The sequence below is a fragment of the Clostridium nitrophenolicum genome (genome assembly GCF_055391695.1).
The window spans coordinates 3,093,799-3,113,254 of the sequence record NZ_AP042469.1; the positions used below are offsets into that span (position 1 = coordinate 3,093,799).

Here is a 19,456-nt window from a genome sequence, read left to right on the forward strand (position 1 = left end):
GTAATCTATACTCTTCAAATTAAATGTTTACTTGTATAAAATATTTGCTTATAAATATTATTGCGCTCTTTACCAAGGAAGTATACTGATACTGTTCCAAATAAAAAGTTTTCTATTAACAATTCAAAAAAATGACCAAATCTAACTGAGCTCGGCATAAAATCGTTTGGCAAAAGTAAAGGTGTACATAGTCCAACACTTAAAATAAATCCAACTAATAGATACTTTTCTATACCTTTCTTTACAGCTACACTTCTTATCGCTAAACATCCAATTAAAGCCCAAAGAACACCACGAACTATTTGAAATAACACTAGCCAAGGATCTGTGGACAGTTGATTTTTCATATGAAGGATAAATGGAAGGATTTTTTGTGATCCTGTATAGTATTCTCTAAGAAGTGGAAATTGCCAAGCAATAAAATATCCAAAGATAAAGTAAAATATTAGATATATTAATGCAAGAATGAGAATATTCAAAGGTAGTTTTTGAGATTCATATTTTGGAATTCTATTTTTAAATTTATTGCTTTCTTCTTTTATCTTTACTGACACTATTGAAGCTACTATTGCTACAACTGCACCGGTAAATAAAGTACTAAATATAAGCTGACTAGGCATCTTTATGGCATAATTAAAATATATAGTTTCTATTTGAGTCATGAAAAACATAACTCCAAACACAATTGTAAAAACTGATAATAAAAGCTTTTTACCTGAAAATATACTTCTTTTCGTATACCAAATGATTATTATAGAATTTAGAAAGCATAGGAGAAATAAATATCCCAGTGCGATAACAGCTTGCTTATGTCCTTCATTTTTACCGCTGCTTAGCCCTAGTGCTCTTTGTAATATTCCTGATACAATAATCCATGTAATTACCATTGATACTGTTAGTAGCAATAATTGTTTTATATTTTTAAGCATATTAGTATTCAATCTTGTCCCCTCCGCATTTCAATTTTTGGCAATCTATTTCCATTATAAACCATAATACCTATAAAAACACTATAAAATTATAAGTCTAAGCTTTAGAAAAATAAAAAACTAACTTAATATAAACAGAGTTCTTGGCATCAGATGGAGTTTGTCTGCGACCACTGGGCAATTCTGCCCGTTAAATGCCATTTAGGCATTTAACCTCCATCTGATGCTTAGAAATCGTTATCCAGGGACGTAGCCGCTCTTTACTCCCACTTTGAGAAAAGCAGAGAGCCCAAATCTCTGATTTGGTGCGAATCGCTTTCACAGAGTGCGAGGGAGTATTAGAGCGGGTAGTCATCGGATAAATATACTAAGCTAGTCTTATTTTGAGATTTATCTTTTCCATCTAATTATTCCATTAAAAGTATAATCTATATAACTTTCACTACTTCTATTGCACATTTAATTTGAAAAATGTATCATAGTGCGTAACCAAAATGTTTTGCAATTTTATAATAAATAGGAATTTCCATTCCCAAATTGTTTGCTAATCTTACTACATCAAATATCAATCCATCTATTTCTGCTTTTCTACCTGCTTTTATATCCTTTTGCATTGATGATGTGGTATCAGGAGTCAATGAATCTAAAACTTTTAAACTAGCTTCTGTTATATCAACATCAAAATTTAACTCAAGTTTATTACCTATTTGTTTTATCTCTTCACAAAGCTCTTTAAATGTCTCTCTGTACTCACCATCCTCTTGCATTGCTTCTACTGTTATATCATAATATGCTCCACAAGCAGCACATGGAGAAACAAAAGAAAACTTCTGGAAGGTATCAGCCTCAATTTTCTCTGACAAAATTGTATTTATGCTACAGTCAACTAATGTATTTTTAATATCATTTAATATATTTGAGTCAATTTGTATGCCTTTTCTTGTACCGAAAACTATTTTAAACAAACTTCCAAGTTGAATAATTGATCCAGGTGCATCAATAAATGCTGATATATAAATGCAACCATCAATAACCTTTACGCCATTTAGACTATTGCTTATTCTCTCTCCTATACCATAGCCGTTCATTAAAGGAATTACAAGACTATTCTCATGTGAAACATTCTTTATAATAGGAATAATATCATTGATGGAATAGCTTTTCACACAAATAAAAATTACATCAGCTTTATCTACATACTCTTCGCTTGAAAATGCCCTTATCTTGGACAGATTTAACTCACCCTTAATTCCAGATTTAATCTTCAGTCCATGTTTTTTTATATGCTCAAGATTTTCTCCTCTAGCAATAAAGTCTACATCATTATTATTCGAAGCTAAGAAACCTCCAATTGAACCACCTATACCACCTGTTCCAATGATTAAATATTTCATAACTATCTCCTTTCCTCTAGTATTAATGTTATTTAAGAGTACAAGCAGCATAAATAGCTACCTGCGATAAGTATTTCTGCATTCAAGCAGCCCTAATCATAGCACTGGTTGCTATGATTAGGGCCATTATATCAACATTTCCTATAAGGAACATCTTCATCAGTTAAAGTTTTAAGCTCAAATATCATTGAGCGGGAAAGAAGAGCATTATTTGCTTTAAAATCAAATAAATTTATTTTTATGCTATAACTCTAATCAGTTTTAAATGTTTAAATATTTAATTTTATTTCCATTATGATCTATTACTTTTTTTAAATCCTCAAAGGAAATCCAAACTGTTGCAGTATTGTCGTTAGGATGAACGCCTAACTTTGTTTTTCCTATTAAATCATTGTCAAATACTACTTCTACAGAGCCTTCTTCATCATTTATTACTCCAAGTGGTGTTACTTCTCCTTTTTGAAGTTTCAAATATTTATCAAGCCTCTCTGCAGATGCAAAACTAAGTCTTGTGCTGCCAAGCTGCTTTTGAATATCTTTTAAATCAGCCTTCTTGTCTTTATCTAAAACTACAAGGAAATGTCTTTTACCCTTTTCATCTCTAAGAAATAAATTCTTACATACATCTCCCTGTTCAGTAATGTTTAAAGCATCCATCTCCTCTATTGTAAAAACAGCAGGATGGTTCATCACCTCATACTTAACATTTAACTCCTTTAACTTTTCAAAAACTTTTTCTTGTGCGCTCATTAATATTTACCTCCTAATTTAAGTTTCACTCTTTAGTTTTTCCATTATTATCTAAAATAACAATACTTTCTGAGCAACTTCAGTAATTTTATTCAAAAATGTTATTAAATGATATCATAACAGCTCTTCCCTTTAACAAAATGATAAAGCCATATTAAATATGTTCGACATTTGTTAAAAAAGACCTTCTTTATTATCTTTAATCGTAAAAAAAGACCGCCATTATTTTGACGATCTATTTACTAATTTAACGAATAAAGTTTGTGAATACTTTGCCTTCTTTTTCAGGCTCTTCAATTTTTCCTTTTCCAAGCTCAACCAATTTCATAAGCCAAGCCATATTTTTGCCAAGGACTCTCATTATTTGTGTACCTTCTTCATCTTCTTTAGCTTCTCCTGGAGCTGTTCCATGTATTACATTCCAATAGTTTGAAGTTGGCATAAGCATTTCAGAATAATTAATATAATTGTTCAATTGTTCAAAGGTAGGAACACCGCCTGAACGTCTCACAGCAACAACTGCAGCTCCCACCTTATGTCTTAGCATAGATTTGTTTACACTTGTAACATAAAAAGCTCTATCCAAAAATGATTTCATTGTTCCTCCTATGGCTGAATAATGAACTGGAGATCCAAGTATTATACCATCCGCCTCTTTCATTTTTTGAATCCATTCATTCACTTCATCCTTAATCACACATTTTTCATCTTGATTTCTTACGCAGCCATTACAAGCAAGGCAGCCTCTTATAGCCTTATTACCTACATGAATAATCTCAACTTCTATGCCTTCTTTTTCTAGCTCCTCAGCAACCATTTTTATCCCATGGAATGTATTTCCTTTCTCTTTAGGACTTCCATTAAATGCAACTACTTTCATTTAGCTCATCTCTCCTTTATATATCTAGTGATAAGATTATAAAAATCCTTTCACTGACTTATTTTTGCTTTAAATACCTTTATTGTTCGGCACTAAATATAGTATATTCAACACAGTTCTTTGCAGCAAGTAGGCACTTTAAAGTTAGATAACTTACTTTAAAGTAGGAATTGTGATTTACTCTATACCTTTAAAAATAAATCAATAAAATATTTTTCTGCATTGCTTGTAAATTCTATTTTTAATTTTTATTTTTTATATTATAATCATGTATGAAATATACGTTAAAGTAGGTGATCTTATTTTGATAGAACATAAAGGTAAATCATACATATGTGCTTTAGATTTGGGGTTTGAAATAATAAGAGGTAAATGGAAAGCTGTAATACTTTGTCACTTATCTGATGGTCCAAAGAGATTTCTGGAGTTACAGAGAATTACTTATGGTGTAAGTCAAAAAGTATTAAGCGAATCTCTAAAACAGCTTGAAGTTGATGGAATAATAATTAAACATATATACGCAGAAATACCTCCAAGAGTTGAATATTCATTAACTGAAAAAGGCAAAGAATTAGTTCCTGCATTAAAAATAATTGAAGAATGGTCCAAAAATCACTTTTCTGATATATTGAATAAATAAGAAAATGGTTCTAGATAATATGTTATAAATATTCTTTACTACTTTCTAGAGCTTTTTCTAAATCCCCTTAAGCTGTGGTTTCTATAATATTAACAGCTTTTTTTCTTATATCACCTTTAATTATTTCACAGCTTAATTCTATTCTTGCTATTTTCATTTGCTCTAAATATCTTTCTGTGTAAATTCAATATCCATTTGCTTTTCTTTTAACCGACTCTATATATCTCCACTTCTCATATAATATAACTGTATTTGGATGTACTTTTACAATTTTTGCAATTTTAGAAGTACTATAAATTCTCATTTAATGCCTCCTTATCTGTATTAACTTAAATTACATCTCCTATTATAATATTTAATTTAACCTCTGGCGATACAGTGGAGTATTGGATTGAAGTAGCAGTTTACCTTAGGGAAATAGATGGCTGTTTTATTGTCAAAACCCATGAAATTGAAGTTGATATAAACAATAATATTATCTTTGAACAATTGATAAAAAAGATAGATATAAATGATAATGTTATAGGCATTTCTGCATTGCCAAAAAAATATAAATATATTCAAAATGATGTAAAAATAAAGGATAATTCTATATATCATTTGAATTGTCGGAAAACCTATTGCAAAATGGAAAAATTAGAACTTTTATCTCCTGATATTTTTAAGTCTGCATTAGAAAAACAAAGCTTAAAATTTAATGATTTATTAATGCCAAACAAAACAACCCTATTGACACTTAACCCTATTGATCGTTCACTTATTCAGCAAACAGCTGAATCTTACTACACATGTACCTGGCATTGCTCATTAAATAATTATTCAACTTATCAAAAATCAGTCCGTCCAAGATATATCACTAATTACGACGTAAACTACCAACGTGTTCCTTACAACTGGGGAGGTTGGGATTCACTTACTGGATTTGCAACTAAAATTTCACAGGGTAAAACCGCTGGAAATATTAGTACAAAAAAAGTGTATTCTATAATAGCTGGGGTGGATTGTTCTGGATATGTTCAAAGATGTTGGGAGTTAAATGATTCTAAGCGCAATACAATCATGTTAGATGATCCAGCAATATCCTATAAAATATCTGTAGTAAATATTAAATTCGGTGATGCATGGAATAGTACAGGCCACATAATGATATATCAAGACAGAGATGCTTATGGAAACTATATTTTATATGAATCAACATTATTAAATGGATACGATAGAGTATACCATTCAGCTCGTGCTATATCTTATGTTGAAAGTAATTATCATTTAATAAGACGTTTGAATATTAATGAAAATGTTTAGTTAAAGGTTCTTTTGTTATCAATGAAAATTTTAGGCCACTGCTTAGTGTTATTAAGCAGTGGCTTTTAGACTTCTTAAAAGGAATCACTATATAAATGTTTCTCTTAATTATAGATATCTAAAAAATAACGAGTCAGCTTATGATTTCATGCTCTCTCATACTTTGGCGGCAAGTTCCTCTTGTGCTTGTTATACTCATGCTTCAATCTAATTTTTTCATCGATTTCTTTATCCCCACAGCTACCATTTTCTATATATTCATTAATTTGTTTATAGGAAAAACCTAGCTTCTCCTCATCAGATTTTCCGCTTAACCCGTCACTTGGAGTTTTATGAACCAATTCATAAGGTAATCCTAAAAAGTCCCCCACTGATACAACCTCTTCAGTAGTTAGGTCTCCTATAGGATTAAAGTCAAAGGCGTTATCGCCCCATTTTGTTGTATATCCTACAAAGCCTTCTGACTTATTCCCGGTACCACATACCCTATAGTTCATACTAGTTCCAATTGCATATAAGGTAGTCATTCTCAGTCTCGGAGGAATATTGATTTTAGCATCAATAGATAACTTTTCATCTGCAATACCCTCTAATAACCCATTGTAAGCTTTTTCTATATTAACTATTTTATGATTAATCTCAAGAATATCTACAATCCTTAAGCTGTCAGATATATCCTTCTGCTCTCCATTTGGCATTAAAACACCAAATACTCTTTCTTTTCCTAAAGCTTCAGCTAATAATTTGGCTGTTACAAAGCTGTCCTTTCCACCGCTAATTCCAATAATCGCTCCCTTAGCACTAGGCTGGTTTTTAAAGTATTCTCTAATCCAATTTATAATATTTTCACATTCCTTTTCTGCATTAAAATCTTTTTTCATTTTTATACCTCCAATTAAAAGGGAAAATAATTTTCCATCTTATTCTAAAATATTACTAAAATCTCCCATGAAGCCTAGTTCTTATTTCTGATAATGAGTAATCTTTTATCAACTCACCATCCTTAAATACAACTTCTAATAGATTATCCTTATACTCTGCTTGATTTTTTAAAGTCAATTCATCTTTGTATAAAATATTTTGTCCCTCTCTATATACATAACACATTCCCTTTTGCGACTTTTTAAAATTATCTTTATCTGTTTTAGGTGCTTTAAATATAAACTTTTCTTCACCATCTATTACTGCATGAGTAGCCTTTAAAGCAAATCCAAAAGTATCTCTAGTATTGTATTGATAGGTGTATGAACCTATACCAAAGACACAGTTATTTACTGCAAAGCCCTTTTCCTCTAACCTCCTGCAAATCTGTTCACATCTTTCTACAGTTATACTGTCTCCGTAAATTGTCCCTATTTTACTATTTAGAATCTTATATCCTTTTGAGTTGATTTCTCCACCAAATATATCCCACAGCAATTCAACAGTTCCCTTATATTCTTCGCTGTCTTTTGCTGCATCTTTATCACCACAAATTATTTTTACAGGATCTCCACTATCGCCTCTAATAACAATTTTGCCATCTCTATTTAATATATCTTCTTTCAATCTCGGAATTATATTCGTTATAACATTCCAATAGTCATAGGTGTCAGATACTATGCTCAAAACTCCGCTTGGAAATACCTCAGTGATCAATCTCTTATAGGCCGCAAATTCATCTTCACCGTAACTGCACATTACACTGTGTTCTGTAGAAGGAGTTCCTAATCCAACTAGTTCCTCTTCTATATTACAATTATAATATTCCTCTAAATAGCTAATGGCAGGTATTGTTGCAGTTCCTAGAAAGGAAAGTAAATGTGCTGCACCACTTAGCTCTGCACTTTCTATAGAACTAAAACCCCTCATACTAAAATCTCCACAAGCTTTTCTTATATCCCCGTTTTCTACAGTAAGATTAAAGTACTTTTCTATTATTTCTCTGTACCTATATGCTATAGTGGCACTTGTCATTGGCTGCCATATATTACAGCTCATAAAGGTTTCTAAATAATTCACAAGCCACGCAAAATCCTCATGGGTATTTGTAATTTCAATCATTGGAGTTTTAATATTTACTCTTAAGCCCTCTTCTACAGCTTTAATTTGTATTGGTAAATACCCTAAGTCGTGCAAAGCTTCAATATGCTTTGTATCTGATGCTATATTCCCCATAGTTTTAGAAATGATTCTTTTATACTCAGAAATCACTCCTTCTTTATCTTTATGGAAGAAGTTTTCATTAAAGTATTGAATTAAATATTTCTTTACAAAAGGTTGAAGTCCAAACATAACAACCTTATCCATATTTTCTTTTCGAGACATCCTGGGAGTCCAGTAACTCACTAACTTAGTCATTCCCTTTGCATAGCATATATGATGAATTGTTTTATAAAAATCCGTTAATAAAAATGGGTTTATCATTATTAGTTCCCCCTATTGATTACTTTTACCTGCAGACCTTCCATTACATCTAATGCCTTTTCATGCAGTGCATCATCAAAGCTGGCACAAAGACTTGCATCCACTATAATATCAGCATTTCTGTATTGTGATTGGAACATTACCATATTGCTAATTACACATATATTAGTGACAACTCCAACTAACTCAATTTCCTTAATATCCTCTCCTAGTTCACTTGCTAGTCGAAGCATATCTTCGTTGGATATTCCAAAGCCTTCTTTTTCATAATGAAGTGTATTTTCTAAAGTTGAAAAATCCTTTATTTTCTCATACAGCTTATGGCCATTGGTGTCTTTGATACAATGGGAAACGGGCAAATTTTTACCTTCCCTAGTTTGTAAATAATCTTCGTGATGAGTATCATAGGTAAACAGTACCTTATCCCCATTTTCTAGATATTTATTAACCTTATCATATATACCTTGCTCTAATGTTTTTGCTTTTTCAAATCCAAGTGTTCCATCTACAAAGTCCTTTTGGTAATCAATAACTACTAACAGTTTTTTCATAATAAATCCCCCTTAAATTTCGTAGACCTTAATTTTTTCATGCCTTCTATTTAAAATACTATTGGTTGTATATATCCCTGTAATTAAATCATCCTTTAATAAATCCCCTTGAAAAACTGTATTTTCGCAGTGAGTGACTGCCAGATATATTTCTGTTGCCCCCATATCCTTTAGCTTAGAAGCTGTCAGCATAAAAGTGCCACCCTTTGAACATAAATCATCCACTATGATAGCCTTAAAGTCTTTTCTTTCCATATGCCCATTAATCTGTAATTTATTTATACGTCCTGTTCTAAAATCACGCTCTTTGCTAGCAGTTAGAGTTTTTTCATAGCATATTTCTTTTCCATATCTCTTTGCTGCACCTGCATCTGGATAGACTAAATATACCTCTTCTTTTCCGTCATTCAATTCTTTTAATAGCTTCTCTGCTAAAGTTTTAGACATATCTACCACCTTAACTCTATCTAATAATGCGGTGGATACCTCTGAATGCGGCTCATAAATCGTTACGCTTTCGAAGTTTAAACTATTTATTAGCTTGCACAAATGCTTTAGTGTAAAAATCACCATGCCCTCAGTTCTATCCATTCTGCTGTAAGGCATATAAGGAAGTATTAGATTACATTTTACTCTTAATTCATCCAAATGACTTTTTAAAAATATTAAGTGAGTTATATCTTCGTCATTTTCAAAGTTAAGCCTAATTTCATTATCATCACTTCTTAACTTTAAGTTTTCACTATTAATTAAAGATTCACCATTAGGAAATTTCTTAAACTCTATTCTCTCACCATTAAAATAAATCATTTTATACCATCCTCTTCTTTTTTAAAAATTATGCTCCCAGTTTTCATTAAACTTAAACACCTTAGCTGGTCTAAAAGGTTTACCCTCTATCTTTTCATCGGTTTCTATAATCATTTCACCCATTTTTCTTCTGAAGTTTAAAATTTCTCTTCCCATTATTGCTTCATAGACATTCTGCAGTTCCTTTACAGTAAATACTCTTGGCAAAAGATTAAAGGCAATTGGCGTATATTCCACCTTATTTCTTAATCTATCTATTCCATAATCTAATATCTTATAGTGATCAAAAGCCAATTCCTCTGTAGAGTTATCTAATAACCTATAAGTCGTTTCCTCTCTTCTAAAAATATCTCTTCCAATTCTTTCTGTTACTTCATAATTTATTATTACTCTTTCATCAATGGATTTAAGAGTTAAAAGATGTTTGTTTTCTACATATTGTTCATATCTTTCAGAACTAATAAGAGTCTTATCTATCCAAAACCATTCACTTCTCTTTTGTAAATCTACTTCTTCAAACCTTATCCTGCTCTTTTCAACTAAAGCAATGTTTCCTACACTAATAATCCTTGTTCTTTTGTCCCTATCAACATCTCCAAAAGTATATAACTGCTCGGTATAAACATTATCTATTCCTGTCTTTTCCTTAAGTTTTCTCTTAGCCCCCTCATCTAAGCTTTCTTTTATATCAATAAAGCCACCTGGAAGCGCCCACTTTTCTTTATATGGATAGTCATCTCTTTTAATTAAAATAACCTGCATACCTTTTTTAGGCACCTTTCGAAGATTATCTTCATCCCTATCAGCAGTTGTAAATATTATGATATCATTTGTAACACTCAGCCTCTTGTAATCATTCTCATCATAATTTTTTAAGAATTCCTCTTCATTATCTATAAAATTTTTATCCAAAATATTTTCTCCTCTACTTATTATAGTTTAGATATTATCAATTTGATATTATGTGTTTATAATACAACTTATTCCACTATATGTCAATAGATATTTTAAATTTTCTTACAATTATTAATAATTATTTATTTCATATTCATCACGATTTGCTTTTATATTAATTGCAACTATTATATTTTTTTTATTTATCGTTCAATATCTTATAGTTTGTTTTTTAAAATATTTTAATTATTATGGTTTACTTTTTCATTAGTTTACATAATATTAAAATTGTCAACTTGAATTTTTTACTATGTAATAAAACAATTCCATAATTAACCTTGTATTATGTCACTTTATATACATAAAATAACTTTAAATGTATTATGAGGTGATTAATTTGAGTTTTTTTAATATTTTTAGTTCATATAATTTCCATCACCATTTAATATTGTTTATATTAGGTATTACATATTTAGTTGGTAAATCAACATTTACCTTATGGGTATTCTTTAAAGTCTTTAAATCTAGACTTAAGCGTTAAATTTCAATTATGTTTCACTAACCTGTGGTTTTATATTTGCTCACTGTTTCAGTATTATTAATTGCATTACTTTTCTCTTTTGTACAAGTTTAAATTACAACGCGAAAATACCGTAAAATTCATTACTATTTCCAGTAAGCTGTACAAAATTAATTGATACATTAGTACACTTCTCCTTCTAGCTCATATAATGATATTGGATAAGTTTTATAAGAAGGAGATATTATGCAGATTCACGTTGTTCAACCAGGGCAATCAATATTTGGAATAGCTCAAGCATATAATTCCACAGTTTCAGCAATTGTTGCAGCTAATGAAATTCCAAACCCTAATCAATTAGTGGTAGGTCAGGCATTGGTAATTCCTATTGTGGGAAGTTTCTATTGGGTGCAACCTGGAGATAGTTTGTACAGCATTGCACGCAGTTTTGGAATAAGCTATCAAACACTTGCACAGATTAATGGGATTTCAGTTGCTCAGCCACTGCAAATTGGATTAAGATTGTATATTCCTCCACGACCTAAAACAACGGCAGAAATAAATGCATATGTTGAACCAATAGCTGGAACAATAGCTCCTGAATTAGAACAGGCAGCTCGAAGTGCAGCACCATTTTTGACATATCTGGCACCATTTAGCTTCAGGGTTCAAAGAGATGGAACATTAGAAGCTCCTCCATTAGGTAATTTTCCAGCCATCGCCAAAGCGAATAATGCAGCCTTAATGATGGTAGTTACTAACCTTGAAAAAGGGCAATTCAGCACGGAGCTCGGGAGAATCATTTTGACAGATACAGAAGTACAAAATCGTCTGCTTAATAATATCGTCGCAACAGCAAAACAATATGGTTTTAGCGATATACATTTTGATCTGGAGTTTTTGCCTCCTGAATTAAGGGAAAACTATAATAACTTTTTGAGGAAAGCAAAAGCAAGGTTCTCTCCAGAAGGTTTGCTGATGTCTACAGCTTTGGCACCAAAAACAAGCGCCACTCAGGTAGGCTTATTGTATGAAGCCCATGACTATAGAGCTCATGGTGAAATTGCAGATTTTGTTGTCTTAATGACTTATGAGTGGGGATATAGTGGTGGCCCGCCAATGGCTGTATCACCAATAGGTCCCGTAAGACAAGTAATTGAATATGCTTTAACGGAAATACCTGCTTCTAAAATTATGATGGGTCAAAACTTGTACGGATATGATTGGACGCTTCCTTTTGTACCTGGAAGTACTGCAAAGGCAGTGAGCCCTCAGCGTGCCATTGAAATAGCGGCAGAAAATAATGTGCCAATTAGCTATGACTATACAGCACAAGCTCCTTTTTTCAATTATACCGATAGCCAAGGAAAACAGCATATAGTATGGTTTGAAGATGCGCGCTCAATTCAAGCAAAGTTTAACCTTGTAAAAGAACTAAATTTACGAGGAGTTAGCTATTGGAAATTAGGTCTTCCTTTCCCACAAAACTGGTTGTTAATAGAAGATAATTTTAATGTAGTGAAACGATAAATTATAGAAATCATCTTGTGATATAAAATTTTTTAAATTACTCAAACATAATACTTTTATTAGTATCATGTTTGAGTAATTTAACTAAATAATAGATTAAGAAAATAATAACTATAACCATCATATAATGCTATATGGAAATAAACTTTCAACATAGTATTCTAATAACTTCGCATTCTCATTAAAGCTTATTCTCGCAATAGCAGACAAATTTTAGTCGTTCTATCTTAAAATTTGATTTTGCTAATATTTCTGGCCAAATCTTAATCATTTGATACACTTTATTTTTCTTCTCTTCCGGCAAATAGTTCCAGGGTACAAGTGCGGGATCAGTTTTTTTCTTGTTATCTTTAAACTTGCCGAACCTCCAGCCAACCTTTTTTTTATGACGATACCATCGCATATGTTCATTTTCAGCCAATATATCTAGCTCTTTCATTGTAAATTCTATAAACTCTGGCCTTTCTTTAACAGAAACAATATCGTAATTAATTTTAAGTAGTGCATTAGGAATATTTTTAGCTTGATCACGGTTGAGAATTTTAAGTTCTTCACTAAGCTCCTGCCATGGTACTATAAAGTCTCCATCCATATTTTTATTATTTTCATTAATTACTCTATATTTTTCATGAATAGCTTCTGCAAGACTTTCAATCTTTTCACTATAGAAGGCATCATGCATTAAGTGTCTTAAAAATTGTTCTTCATCTACATGCAATCTTAACTGTTCTTTAGAAGGTAAGTGAGATTGTTCCCATTTTTTTGCATTGGTTAACATACTCATTTCCAATATTGCCTCCACGGATCTAGACTCATGTTTATATCTTCTGATTTTAAGTAGTGCTCGAAGTACACCATTATCAATTTGAGCCTCTCCCTTATCATTTATAAGATGAGGCACTTTACGTTCCAATAGTGAACGTAGCAGCATTGCCCTCCTAATCATAAATAAATGGTCCCACTTCTCATCCGTTTGGTTTGGCCCAAGAATATTTACGTATCCTCTTAGACGACTTACAAAATCCGGACCTTTTGCACTTTTAAACTCAAGCAAAAACTGTCTTTGTTCTTTTTCATCTTCAAAGTCTTCTCCACAAAACTCTTTAAAAGTACTGCTTGTCCCACCTGCAAATACAAAAATAGCTTTTCCAATAGGATGAATAGAATCCCCTTCTCTAAACACACCATCCTGCATAGGTGCTAGGAAATATTTTAACCACCCGAGCTTTCCTTCAAGAGAAGAATCAAATTCATCAAAAAATACTAGAGGAATTTTCCCTTCTAGTACAAAGTCTCTTACTTTATGAAAGGCATTTACCAAATCTAATGGTGTACGAAATTGCGATAAATTAAAATCTAATTTCTTAATCAAATTTGGAGCAATACTATTAGCCACTTCTAGTATACCAAAAGACTTTCCAGACCCGGGAGTTCCAAACACAGCAATAGATAGAGGTCGGACTGTGTTTTTAGTAGAGATATACTCAAGCATAAGATTTTTAATGCTCCTATAGCTTTCAATTTCGGTCTTATCTACTGTTGTTAGCCTTCCAAACCGCGCTATTGGTATAAACCTAAGTGCATTTTCTACTCCATTTTTTACAATATCATATGCAATCTCCGCCAAATTAGTTGAGCTTTTGTCCTTTAAAATATACCAGCAGGCACGGCAATTAGGGTTATGTGAAGTAGGCACTAATACCTCCTGTACATGCTCTTTATGTATAAAATCATCTTCACTTTCAAAAAATATTAAAGGGTTTGGAAATGAAGATTCTTCAATATTTTCTCCAAAACCCTCAATAAAATATTTTTGGGCAGAAACAATACCTTGGCGTATACCTAGACTTATTGATTCAGATAACTCTTCATTATCTTGAGTTCCTGACACAATAGCACTTGCAAGTCCTGAAACAAAGCAGGAGGTAAGTCCATACATTTTGCCTTGACAATCTTTGATAAAGCCTCCTTCAAATTCATAGGGTAAGAAATACAATTTAGTTTCAGGTACGCCTTCATTTCTATAATAAATGGCACCTTCAAGTCCAAAAGGTACTATAAGATGACGACAATTTGCTAAAAATGCAAGGTTAGGATTGTTATTAATTTGCCAAACAAAGTCTTGCGCTGTTCTTTCCCAAGAGAGACTTTTGCTTATGTTAACTCCCTTTGAACGCAAATCATCACCATTTATAATTACTATTGTCTTTTCATTATGAAACTTTTGTAGATGTTTCCAAAGCTCACTGGAATCAATAGGATTATTCATTTTATATAAAACTATTGGTAATGCTCCAGAGGATTTTAAAGCTAAAGGCCAAAATTCCTTATTAGAGTTAAAACCGTTATTTTCATCATCTAATATGATCATGTCTGCATTTGGTTCATCATTTATAATCGGAAGCAATCTTGGTACACCAGACACTGGACCTGTGAATCCCATAAAACGGTTTATCCTATAAATTTTATTATTTTTGTTATCATCGGATATTGGAAAAGGTTCTAGCTCCACAGTAGAGCTAAGAAACTCTCCTGGTAGAATTAATTCTATATCATGTATCTGTGGTGAAAGTACAGAATTTCCTGTTGCCAAAGCTACAAGCTTTGATAGGAGCAAAGCTCCTCCTGGTTTTAAAGTGCTATGCATATTTAAGTGTGTCTGCCAATTTAAACCGGTGTTACTCTGAGGATATGTTATCCATTGCAACAAGTTTATACATATATCACCTGATACAATAATTTTTGCATTTTTATTTTCCATATTTAAACTCCTATTGTAATTAATATTAGTATATACATTCTATCTATATACTAGTAGATTGGTCATAAATATAAAGTGATTTAAATCACATTTTTCATAATTAATTCATTAAATATAATATATGTTAACAAGTTGCCAGGATAATAAACCATTCCCTTTAAAAATATACTTTCAAGAGATCTTCTAGCTAATGGAACAGCATAGTTTTCATTATGCCTTTCATTACACACCTTACATAACTTGCATATAGATGCTATACATCTTGCCATCATTGTGTTATTCTAATATTTCATATCTTCCTTTGGAATAAGTTGCAATTCATCTCTAACCACTGTCAATCCGTTTTTTTAATTGAATCTACTAACCTTAACGCAAATCCAACATTGCATTTAGCTTTAATACAATCTGCTTTATCACAATCTTGACAGTCAAAACATATTTGCTGTAAATTGCTAATTGTATTATTAATGTAATCCATACCTTTCCTCTTCCCTTATATTACTAATAAGTTTGCTCCTCTTAACTATTAAGCAAGCACTCAGTGTTACTATGTAATGTACTTTTATTTACTTTTTGTAGCAAATACTATTAAAGAATGGATAGCTTAGATTTAGCTATCCATTCTTTTAATAATTTAATCTTAAGATAAGTACTAAAAGTTTCTCGCTTTTTCTTCAGCCTTTTCAATTGCATTTTTTACAATTGTTTCTACATCTTCACCAATAACATCTAACTTGTCTGCTGATATTGTAGTAAAATCAGTTATTCCAAGGAAAGCAAAGATTGTTCTTAAATATCTATCTCCCATTTCATATGCTGCAGCTGGCCCTTCTGAATATCCGCCACCTCTTGCAACAATATGAACTGCTTTTTTCCCTTGACATAGACCAACTGGTCCCTCTGCAGTATACTTAAATGTAATTCCTGTAACACATATATAATCAATATATGCTTTTAGTATTGCTGGAAAGCTTAAGTTCCACATTGGTGCTGCAATTATATACTTATCTACTTCAGCAAATTGATATGCATATTTTAAAATTGGATGCTTTCTACTCTCATCAGTCTTAGGTCCAAAAACGCTGTTTAAATCTTCTCCTTTTAGAAATTCTATACCCTCTTTGTATAGATCTAAAGTTATAATTTCATCGTTAGGATTTTGTTCTCTGTACTGTTCAACAAATTTGTCTGAAATTTTAAAAGTTCTTGATACTCCTTCTGGTTTTACATTTGCTTTAATATATAATACTTTACTCATATAATTTACCCCTCTTTAAATTTAGTATAATGTTTAATATCTTTTGTGATTATTATTTTTCTATACATACAAATAAATGCATTTATTTTGTGATAGCTATCTTTCATTAATCTTCTATGATATTATAGTATTATTTAATTAATCTTTTATCAAGTATGCACTTTTTTGTCATACAGTGACAAAAAAGTCATCACTATTTAATGGGGTGTTTAAATGGAACAGTTAACAAATAGACATGAAGAATGCTATATGAAAGAAAAGTGCCTTCAGTATGAAAAGTGTCCAATGGTTCTAATTCAGAGCATGATTTCGGGAAAATGGAAAATACTGATTTTATGGTATTTAAGTTATTCGAAACTTAGATTTAGCGATATTCAGAGAAAACTACCTAATGTTGCTCAAAAAGTACTTTCACGTCAGCTAAAAAGTTTAGAAGAAGATAATCTTATACATAGGAAGGTCTATCCTGTTGTACCACCTAAAGTCGAATACAGCCTAACAAATGTTGGTAGAAAATTAATTCCTATCTTAGAGATGATGCACAAATTTGGAGCTGAATGTTTAGAGGAAGATCTTGAAAAACAAACTAAGGATATGACTAAATAGCCATATCCTTATGTATTGAGCTAGTATTTTAACATAATAAACTTAAAATATAAACAAATCCCATAGAATGTATAGGGTCAATATCAGTATTATAACATCGAATCTTTAACCAAAAAGCTTTTCTACAATGACTTCCCCAGTTCTTCTGCTTTCACAAGTGCGTCCGTTACTTCAATATCACCTTTTTCATTAACCTTCGGAACTGCCAACACTCCTTTGTCTTCCCACTTCATATAGTGGGCAATTTCTCTATAAGTTGCTGTTATTCCGTCAAATACATTCATATCTTCATCAGCCCCGCATACAAATAGAAGACTTTCTTTGATTTTCAGAGGGCGTTTACAACTTTTCCCCACATAAGCATACATTTTATCAATTGCTGCTTTGATTTGTGTAGAAAAGTTAAACCAATATAATGGTGTAGAAAATACGATGACATCTGCTGCTTCTAATAAAGGTGCAAGCTCATCAAAGTCATCTTGGAAAGAGCATGGTTTTCCTTTACTCCAGCATGTTTCACAGGCTTTGCAGCCGCCAATTTCTTTCCTTGCAGTTTCAAATTTTGTTACTTCATGTCCAACTGATTGGGCTCCTTTTATAAAAGAATCTGCCATCCTATCACTATTTCCATTTTTTCTTGGACTGCCGATCAATACCAATATATTTTTCTTTTCCAACCTATTTCACCCCTAATACTGTTAAAGTCTTTTTCCTATTATATCATACATACTTGCTAAAGAATTCATTTCTAAAGTTAATTATAGATGCCGGTATTTCATTATTTCCTACTATTTTGACCTAGTTAATGGTAATTATATTATAAATTTAATTTACAAAGCTTACTTAATAAGAATAAACAGTTGAAAAATTTAGGTAATTATTTGATTTTATTATCTACTATTCATATAATGTAATTATCTTCCTATGGAAAATGATTAATTGTAAACAATATAAGGGGTCTAAAAATATGGAGAGAGAAAAGATATTAGAGGATATAAAAATACAAACAAAGAATGGAAATCATATTATTGGTGTAGCAACAGGTACAGGCATGACAGCAAAGTATGCTGAAAAAGGTGGGGCTGATTTTGTTTTAGTGCTAAATTCCGGTAGATTTCGACAAATGGGAAGAAGTTCGTTAGCAGGTTTTCTGCCATTTTGCAATAGTAATGATATGGTAATGGACTTTGCTTCAAAAGAGATAATACCCTTAGTAAAAGACATCCCTATTATTTTTGGATTTAATGCAACTGACCCTACAAAGAATATAGAAAGCTACATAGATAAAATAAAAGATATGGGATTTTCAGGTATTAATAACTACCCCACAGTTGGACTTATAGATAGTCAATTTGGTGAGGCTCTAGAAGAAGCCGGATGTCATTATTTGATTGAAGTAGAAGCTATAAGAGTTGCCCATGCTAAAAATATGTTTACAGTTGCCTTTGTATTTAACGAGATACAAGCAGAACAAATGATTAATGCTGGTGCTGACGCCATTTGTGTACATTTAGGCTTAACAGGTGGAGGATTATTAGGGGCAAAAAAAGTATTTTCACTTGAAGCTGCAAAAGTAAAAATGGAAAAGATATTTAATAGATGCAATGAGTTAAAGTCAGATGTAATTAAATTAATATATGGTGGTCCTGTGAAAACACCAATTGATGTTCAATACATGTATAGTAATACCGAAGATTTGATGGGATATATAGGTGGATCAGCCTTTGAGAGGATTCCATCGGAAAAATCTATTACAAATATAACAAAAGCTTTTAAAGTATCGACACAGCTTGATGAAGATGATTTATTGCTTAAGATGCTAGATGGAGTTACAAAACACTATAACTATGTTGAATTTGTGAAGGAATATGTTGCTCAAAATTATATGAATGATATTTCATTTTTAGATTTAGCTAAGGTAGCCCATGTATCTAGAGGTTACTTAAGTAGTCTTTTTAAAAAAGAGGTAGGTTGTAGTTTCCCAGAGTATCTAGTTAAATTCCGTATAAATAAAGCAGTAGAAATCATAAATAAACAAAATATACAGTTATCAGAGTTAGCAGGATTGGTTGGTTATCAAGATTATGCGCAGTTTAGCAAAATGTTTAAAAAGTATAAAGGGTGTTCTCCAAAACAATATAAATCTAAAAATATAACATAAACACAAAAACATAGTACATAACAACGTTTACATTAAGAAGTAAAAAAAGTATGATTAACTTATG

Annotated in this window: 20 protein-coding genes; 5 read left to right on the forward strand and 15 right to left on the reverse strand. The window is 31.5% G+C overall.

Annotated features, from left to right (window positions below; all coding sequences use genetic code 11):
* Nucleotides 1-14: 14 nt before the first annotated feature.
* The 4 genes from ACZ5N4_RS14675 to ACZ5N4_RS14690 all read right to left on the reverse strand — a co-directional run bounded on the left by ACZ5N4_RS14675 (nt 15) and on the right by ACZ5N4_RS14690 (nt 3,953).
* Complete coding sequence (locus ACZ5N4_RS14675; protein ID WP_464203257.1) at nt 15-941, reverse strand: hypothetical protein; 927 nt, start codon at nt 939-941, stop codon at nt 15-17.
* A gap of 464 nt (nt 942-1,405) precedes the next feature.
* On the reverse strand, nt 1,406-2,323 hold the full coding sequence (locus tag ACZ5N4_RS14680; protein ID WP_464203258.1) for a ketopantoate reductase family protein: 918 nt from the start codon (nt 2,321-2,323) through the stop codon (nt 1,406-1,408).
* Nucleotides 2,324-2,584: 261 nt separating this feature from the next.
* Nucleotides 2,585-3,073, reverse strand: coding sequence for a prolyl-tRNA synthetase associated domain-containing protein (locus ACZ5N4_RS14685; protein ID WP_464203259.1), 489 nt, complete (start codon nt 3,071-3,073; stop codon nt 2,585-2,587).
* Nucleotides 3,074-3,320: 247 nt separating this feature from the next.
* Entirely contained in the window at nt 3,321-3,953 is a 633-nt protein-coding gene (locus ACZ5N4_RS14690) for a flavodoxin family protein (protein ID WP_464203260.1), read from the reverse strand.
* A 304-nt stretch (nt 3,954-4,257) separates the two neighbouring features.
* On the opposite strand from ACZ5N4_RS14690, the gene ACZ5N4_RS14695 reads away from it, so the two are divergent.
* Nucleotides 4,258-4,593 (forward strand): winged helix-turn-helix transcriptional regulator, encoded by a 336-nt coding sequence (locus ACZ5N4_RS14695; protein WP_464203261.1) that lies wholly within the window; start codon nt 4,258-4,260, stop codon nt 4,591-4,593.
* Nucleotides 4,594-4,777: 184 nt separating this feature from the next.
* On the opposite strand, the gene ACZ5N4_RS14700 is transcribed toward ACZ5N4_RS14695, so the two are convergent.
* Nucleotides 4,778-4,897, reverse strand: a complete 120-nt coding sequence (locus ACZ5N4_RS14700) for a MerR family transcriptional regulator (RefSeq protein ID WP_464203262.1) — start codon at nt 4,895-4,897, stop codon at nt 4,778-4,780.
* Nucleotides 4,898-4,971: 74 nt separating this feature from the next.
* Between ACZ5N4_RS14700 and ACZ5N4_RS14705 the strand changes: the two genes are divergently transcribed.
* Nucleotides 4,972-5,895 carry a hypothetical protein gene (locus ACZ5N4_RS14705; protein WP_464203263.1) on the forward strand — a complete coding sequence of 308 codons (924 nt, stop codon included), beginning with the start codon at nt 4,972-4,974 and terminating at the stop codon, nt 5,893-5,895.
* 146 nt (nt 5,896-6,041) lie between these two features.
* On the opposite strand, the gene nadE is transcribed toward ACZ5N4_RS14705, so the two are convergent.
* From nadE to ACZ5N4_RS14730, 5 genes are read right to left on the reverse strand one after another with little or no spacing between them, the layout of a single operon-like run.
* On the reverse strand, nt 6,042-6,776 hold the full coding sequence (gene nadE, locus ACZ5N4_RS14710; protein WP_464203264.1) for an NAD(+) synthase: 735 nt from the start codon (nt 6,774-6,776) through the stop codon (nt 6,042-6,044).
* 55 nt (nt 6,777-6,831) lie between these two features.
* The gene (locus tag ACZ5N4_RS14715; RefSeq protein ID WP_464203265.1) at nt 6,832-8,301 is read right to left on the reverse strand and encodes a nicotinate phosphoribosyltransferase; all 1,470 of its coding nucleotides are present in this window, start codon (nt 8,299-8,301) and stop codon (nt 6,832-6,834) included.
* 2 nt (nt 8,302-8,303) lie between these two features.
* A complete protein-coding gene (locus ACZ5N4_RS14720) occupies nt 8,304-8,852 on the reverse strand; it encodes a cysteine hydrolase family protein (RefSeq protein WP_464203266.1) in 549 nt (182 codons plus the stop codon).
* A 12-nt stretch (nt 8,853-8,864) separates the two neighbouring features.
* On the reverse strand, nt 8,865-9,662 hold the full coding sequence (locus ACZ5N4_RS14725) for a ribose-phosphate pyrophosphokinase (RefSeq protein WP_464203267.1): 798 nt from the start codon (nt 9,660-9,662) through the stop codon (nt 8,865-8,867).
* 21 nt (nt 9,663-9,683) lie between these two features.
* Nucleotides 9,684-10,574, reverse strand: a complete 891-nt coding sequence (locus ACZ5N4_RS14730) for an NUDIX hydrolase (protein WP_464203268.1) — start codon at nt 10,572-10,574, stop codon at nt 9,684-9,686.
* Nucleotides 10,575-11,322: 748 nt separating this feature from the next.
* Here ACZ5N4_RS14730 and ACZ5N4_RS14735 point away from each other — a divergent pair.
* Entirely contained in the window at nt 11,323-12,606 is a 1,284-nt protein-coding gene (locus tag ACZ5N4_RS14735; RefSeq protein WP_464203269.1) for a LysM peptidoglycan-binding domain-containing protein, read from the forward strand.
* Nucleotides 12,607-12,787: 181 nt separating this feature from the next.
* On the opposite strand, the gene ACZ5N4_RS14740 is transcribed toward ACZ5N4_RS14735, so the two are convergent.
* The 4 genes from ACZ5N4_RS14740 to ACZ5N4_RS14755 all read right to left on the reverse strand — a co-directional run bounded on the left by ACZ5N4_RS14740 (nt 12,788) and on the right by ACZ5N4_RS14755 (nt 16,625).
* Complete coding sequence (locus tag ACZ5N4_RS14740) at nt 12,788-15,367, reverse strand: RyR domain-containing protein (protein ID WP_464203270.1); 2,580 nt, start codon at nt 15,365-15,367, stop codon at nt 12,788-12,790.
* Nucleotides 15,368-15,447: 80 nt separating this feature from the next.
* Entirely contained in the window at nt 15,448-15,639 is a 192-nt protein-coding gene (locus ACZ5N4_RS14745) for a hypothetical protein (RefSeq protein WP_464203271.1), read from the reverse strand.
* A 62-nt stretch (nt 15,640-15,701) separates the two neighbouring features.
* Complete coding sequence (locus tag ACZ5N4_RS14750) at nt 15,702-15,845, reverse strand: hypothetical protein (protein WP_464203272.1); 144 nt, start codon at nt 15,843-15,845, stop codon at nt 15,702-15,704.
* Nucleotides 15,846-16,019: 174 nt separating this feature from the next.
* Nucleotides 16,020-16,625, reverse strand: a complete 606-nt coding sequence (locus ACZ5N4_RS14755) for an FMN-dependent NADH-azoreductase (RefSeq protein WP_464203273.1) — start codon at nt 16,623-16,625, stop codon at nt 16,020-16,022.
* Nucleotides 16,626-16,838: 213 nt separating this feature from the next.
* On the opposite strand from ACZ5N4_RS14755, the gene ACZ5N4_RS14760 reads away from it, so the two are divergent.
* Complete coding sequence (locus ACZ5N4_RS14760) at nt 16,839-17,231, forward strand: winged helix-turn-helix transcriptional regulator (RefSeq protein WP_464203274.1); 393 nt, start codon at nt 16,839-16,841, stop codon at nt 17,229-17,231.
* A 122-nt stretch (nt 17,232-17,353) separates the two neighbouring features.
* Here ACZ5N4_RS14760 and ACZ5N4_RS14765 read toward each other — a convergent pair whose 3' ends face one another.
* Nucleotides 17,354-17,908 carry a flavodoxin family protein gene (locus ACZ5N4_RS14765; protein ID WP_464203275.1) on the reverse strand — a complete coding sequence of 185 codons (555 nt, stop codon included), beginning with the start codon at nt 17,906-17,908 and terminating at the stop codon, nt 17,354-17,356.
* A gap of 290 nt (nt 17,909-18,198) precedes the next feature.
* On the opposite strand from ACZ5N4_RS14765, the gene ACZ5N4_RS14770 reads away from it, so the two are divergent.
* The gene (locus ACZ5N4_RS14770) at nt 18,199-19,392 is read left to right on the forward strand and encodes a phosphoenolpyruvate hydrolase family protein (protein ID WP_464203276.1); all 1,194 of its coding nucleotides are present in this window, start codon (nt 18,199-18,201) and stop codon (nt 19,390-19,392) included.
* The last annotated feature ends 64 nt before the right edge of the window (nt 19,393-19,456 follow it).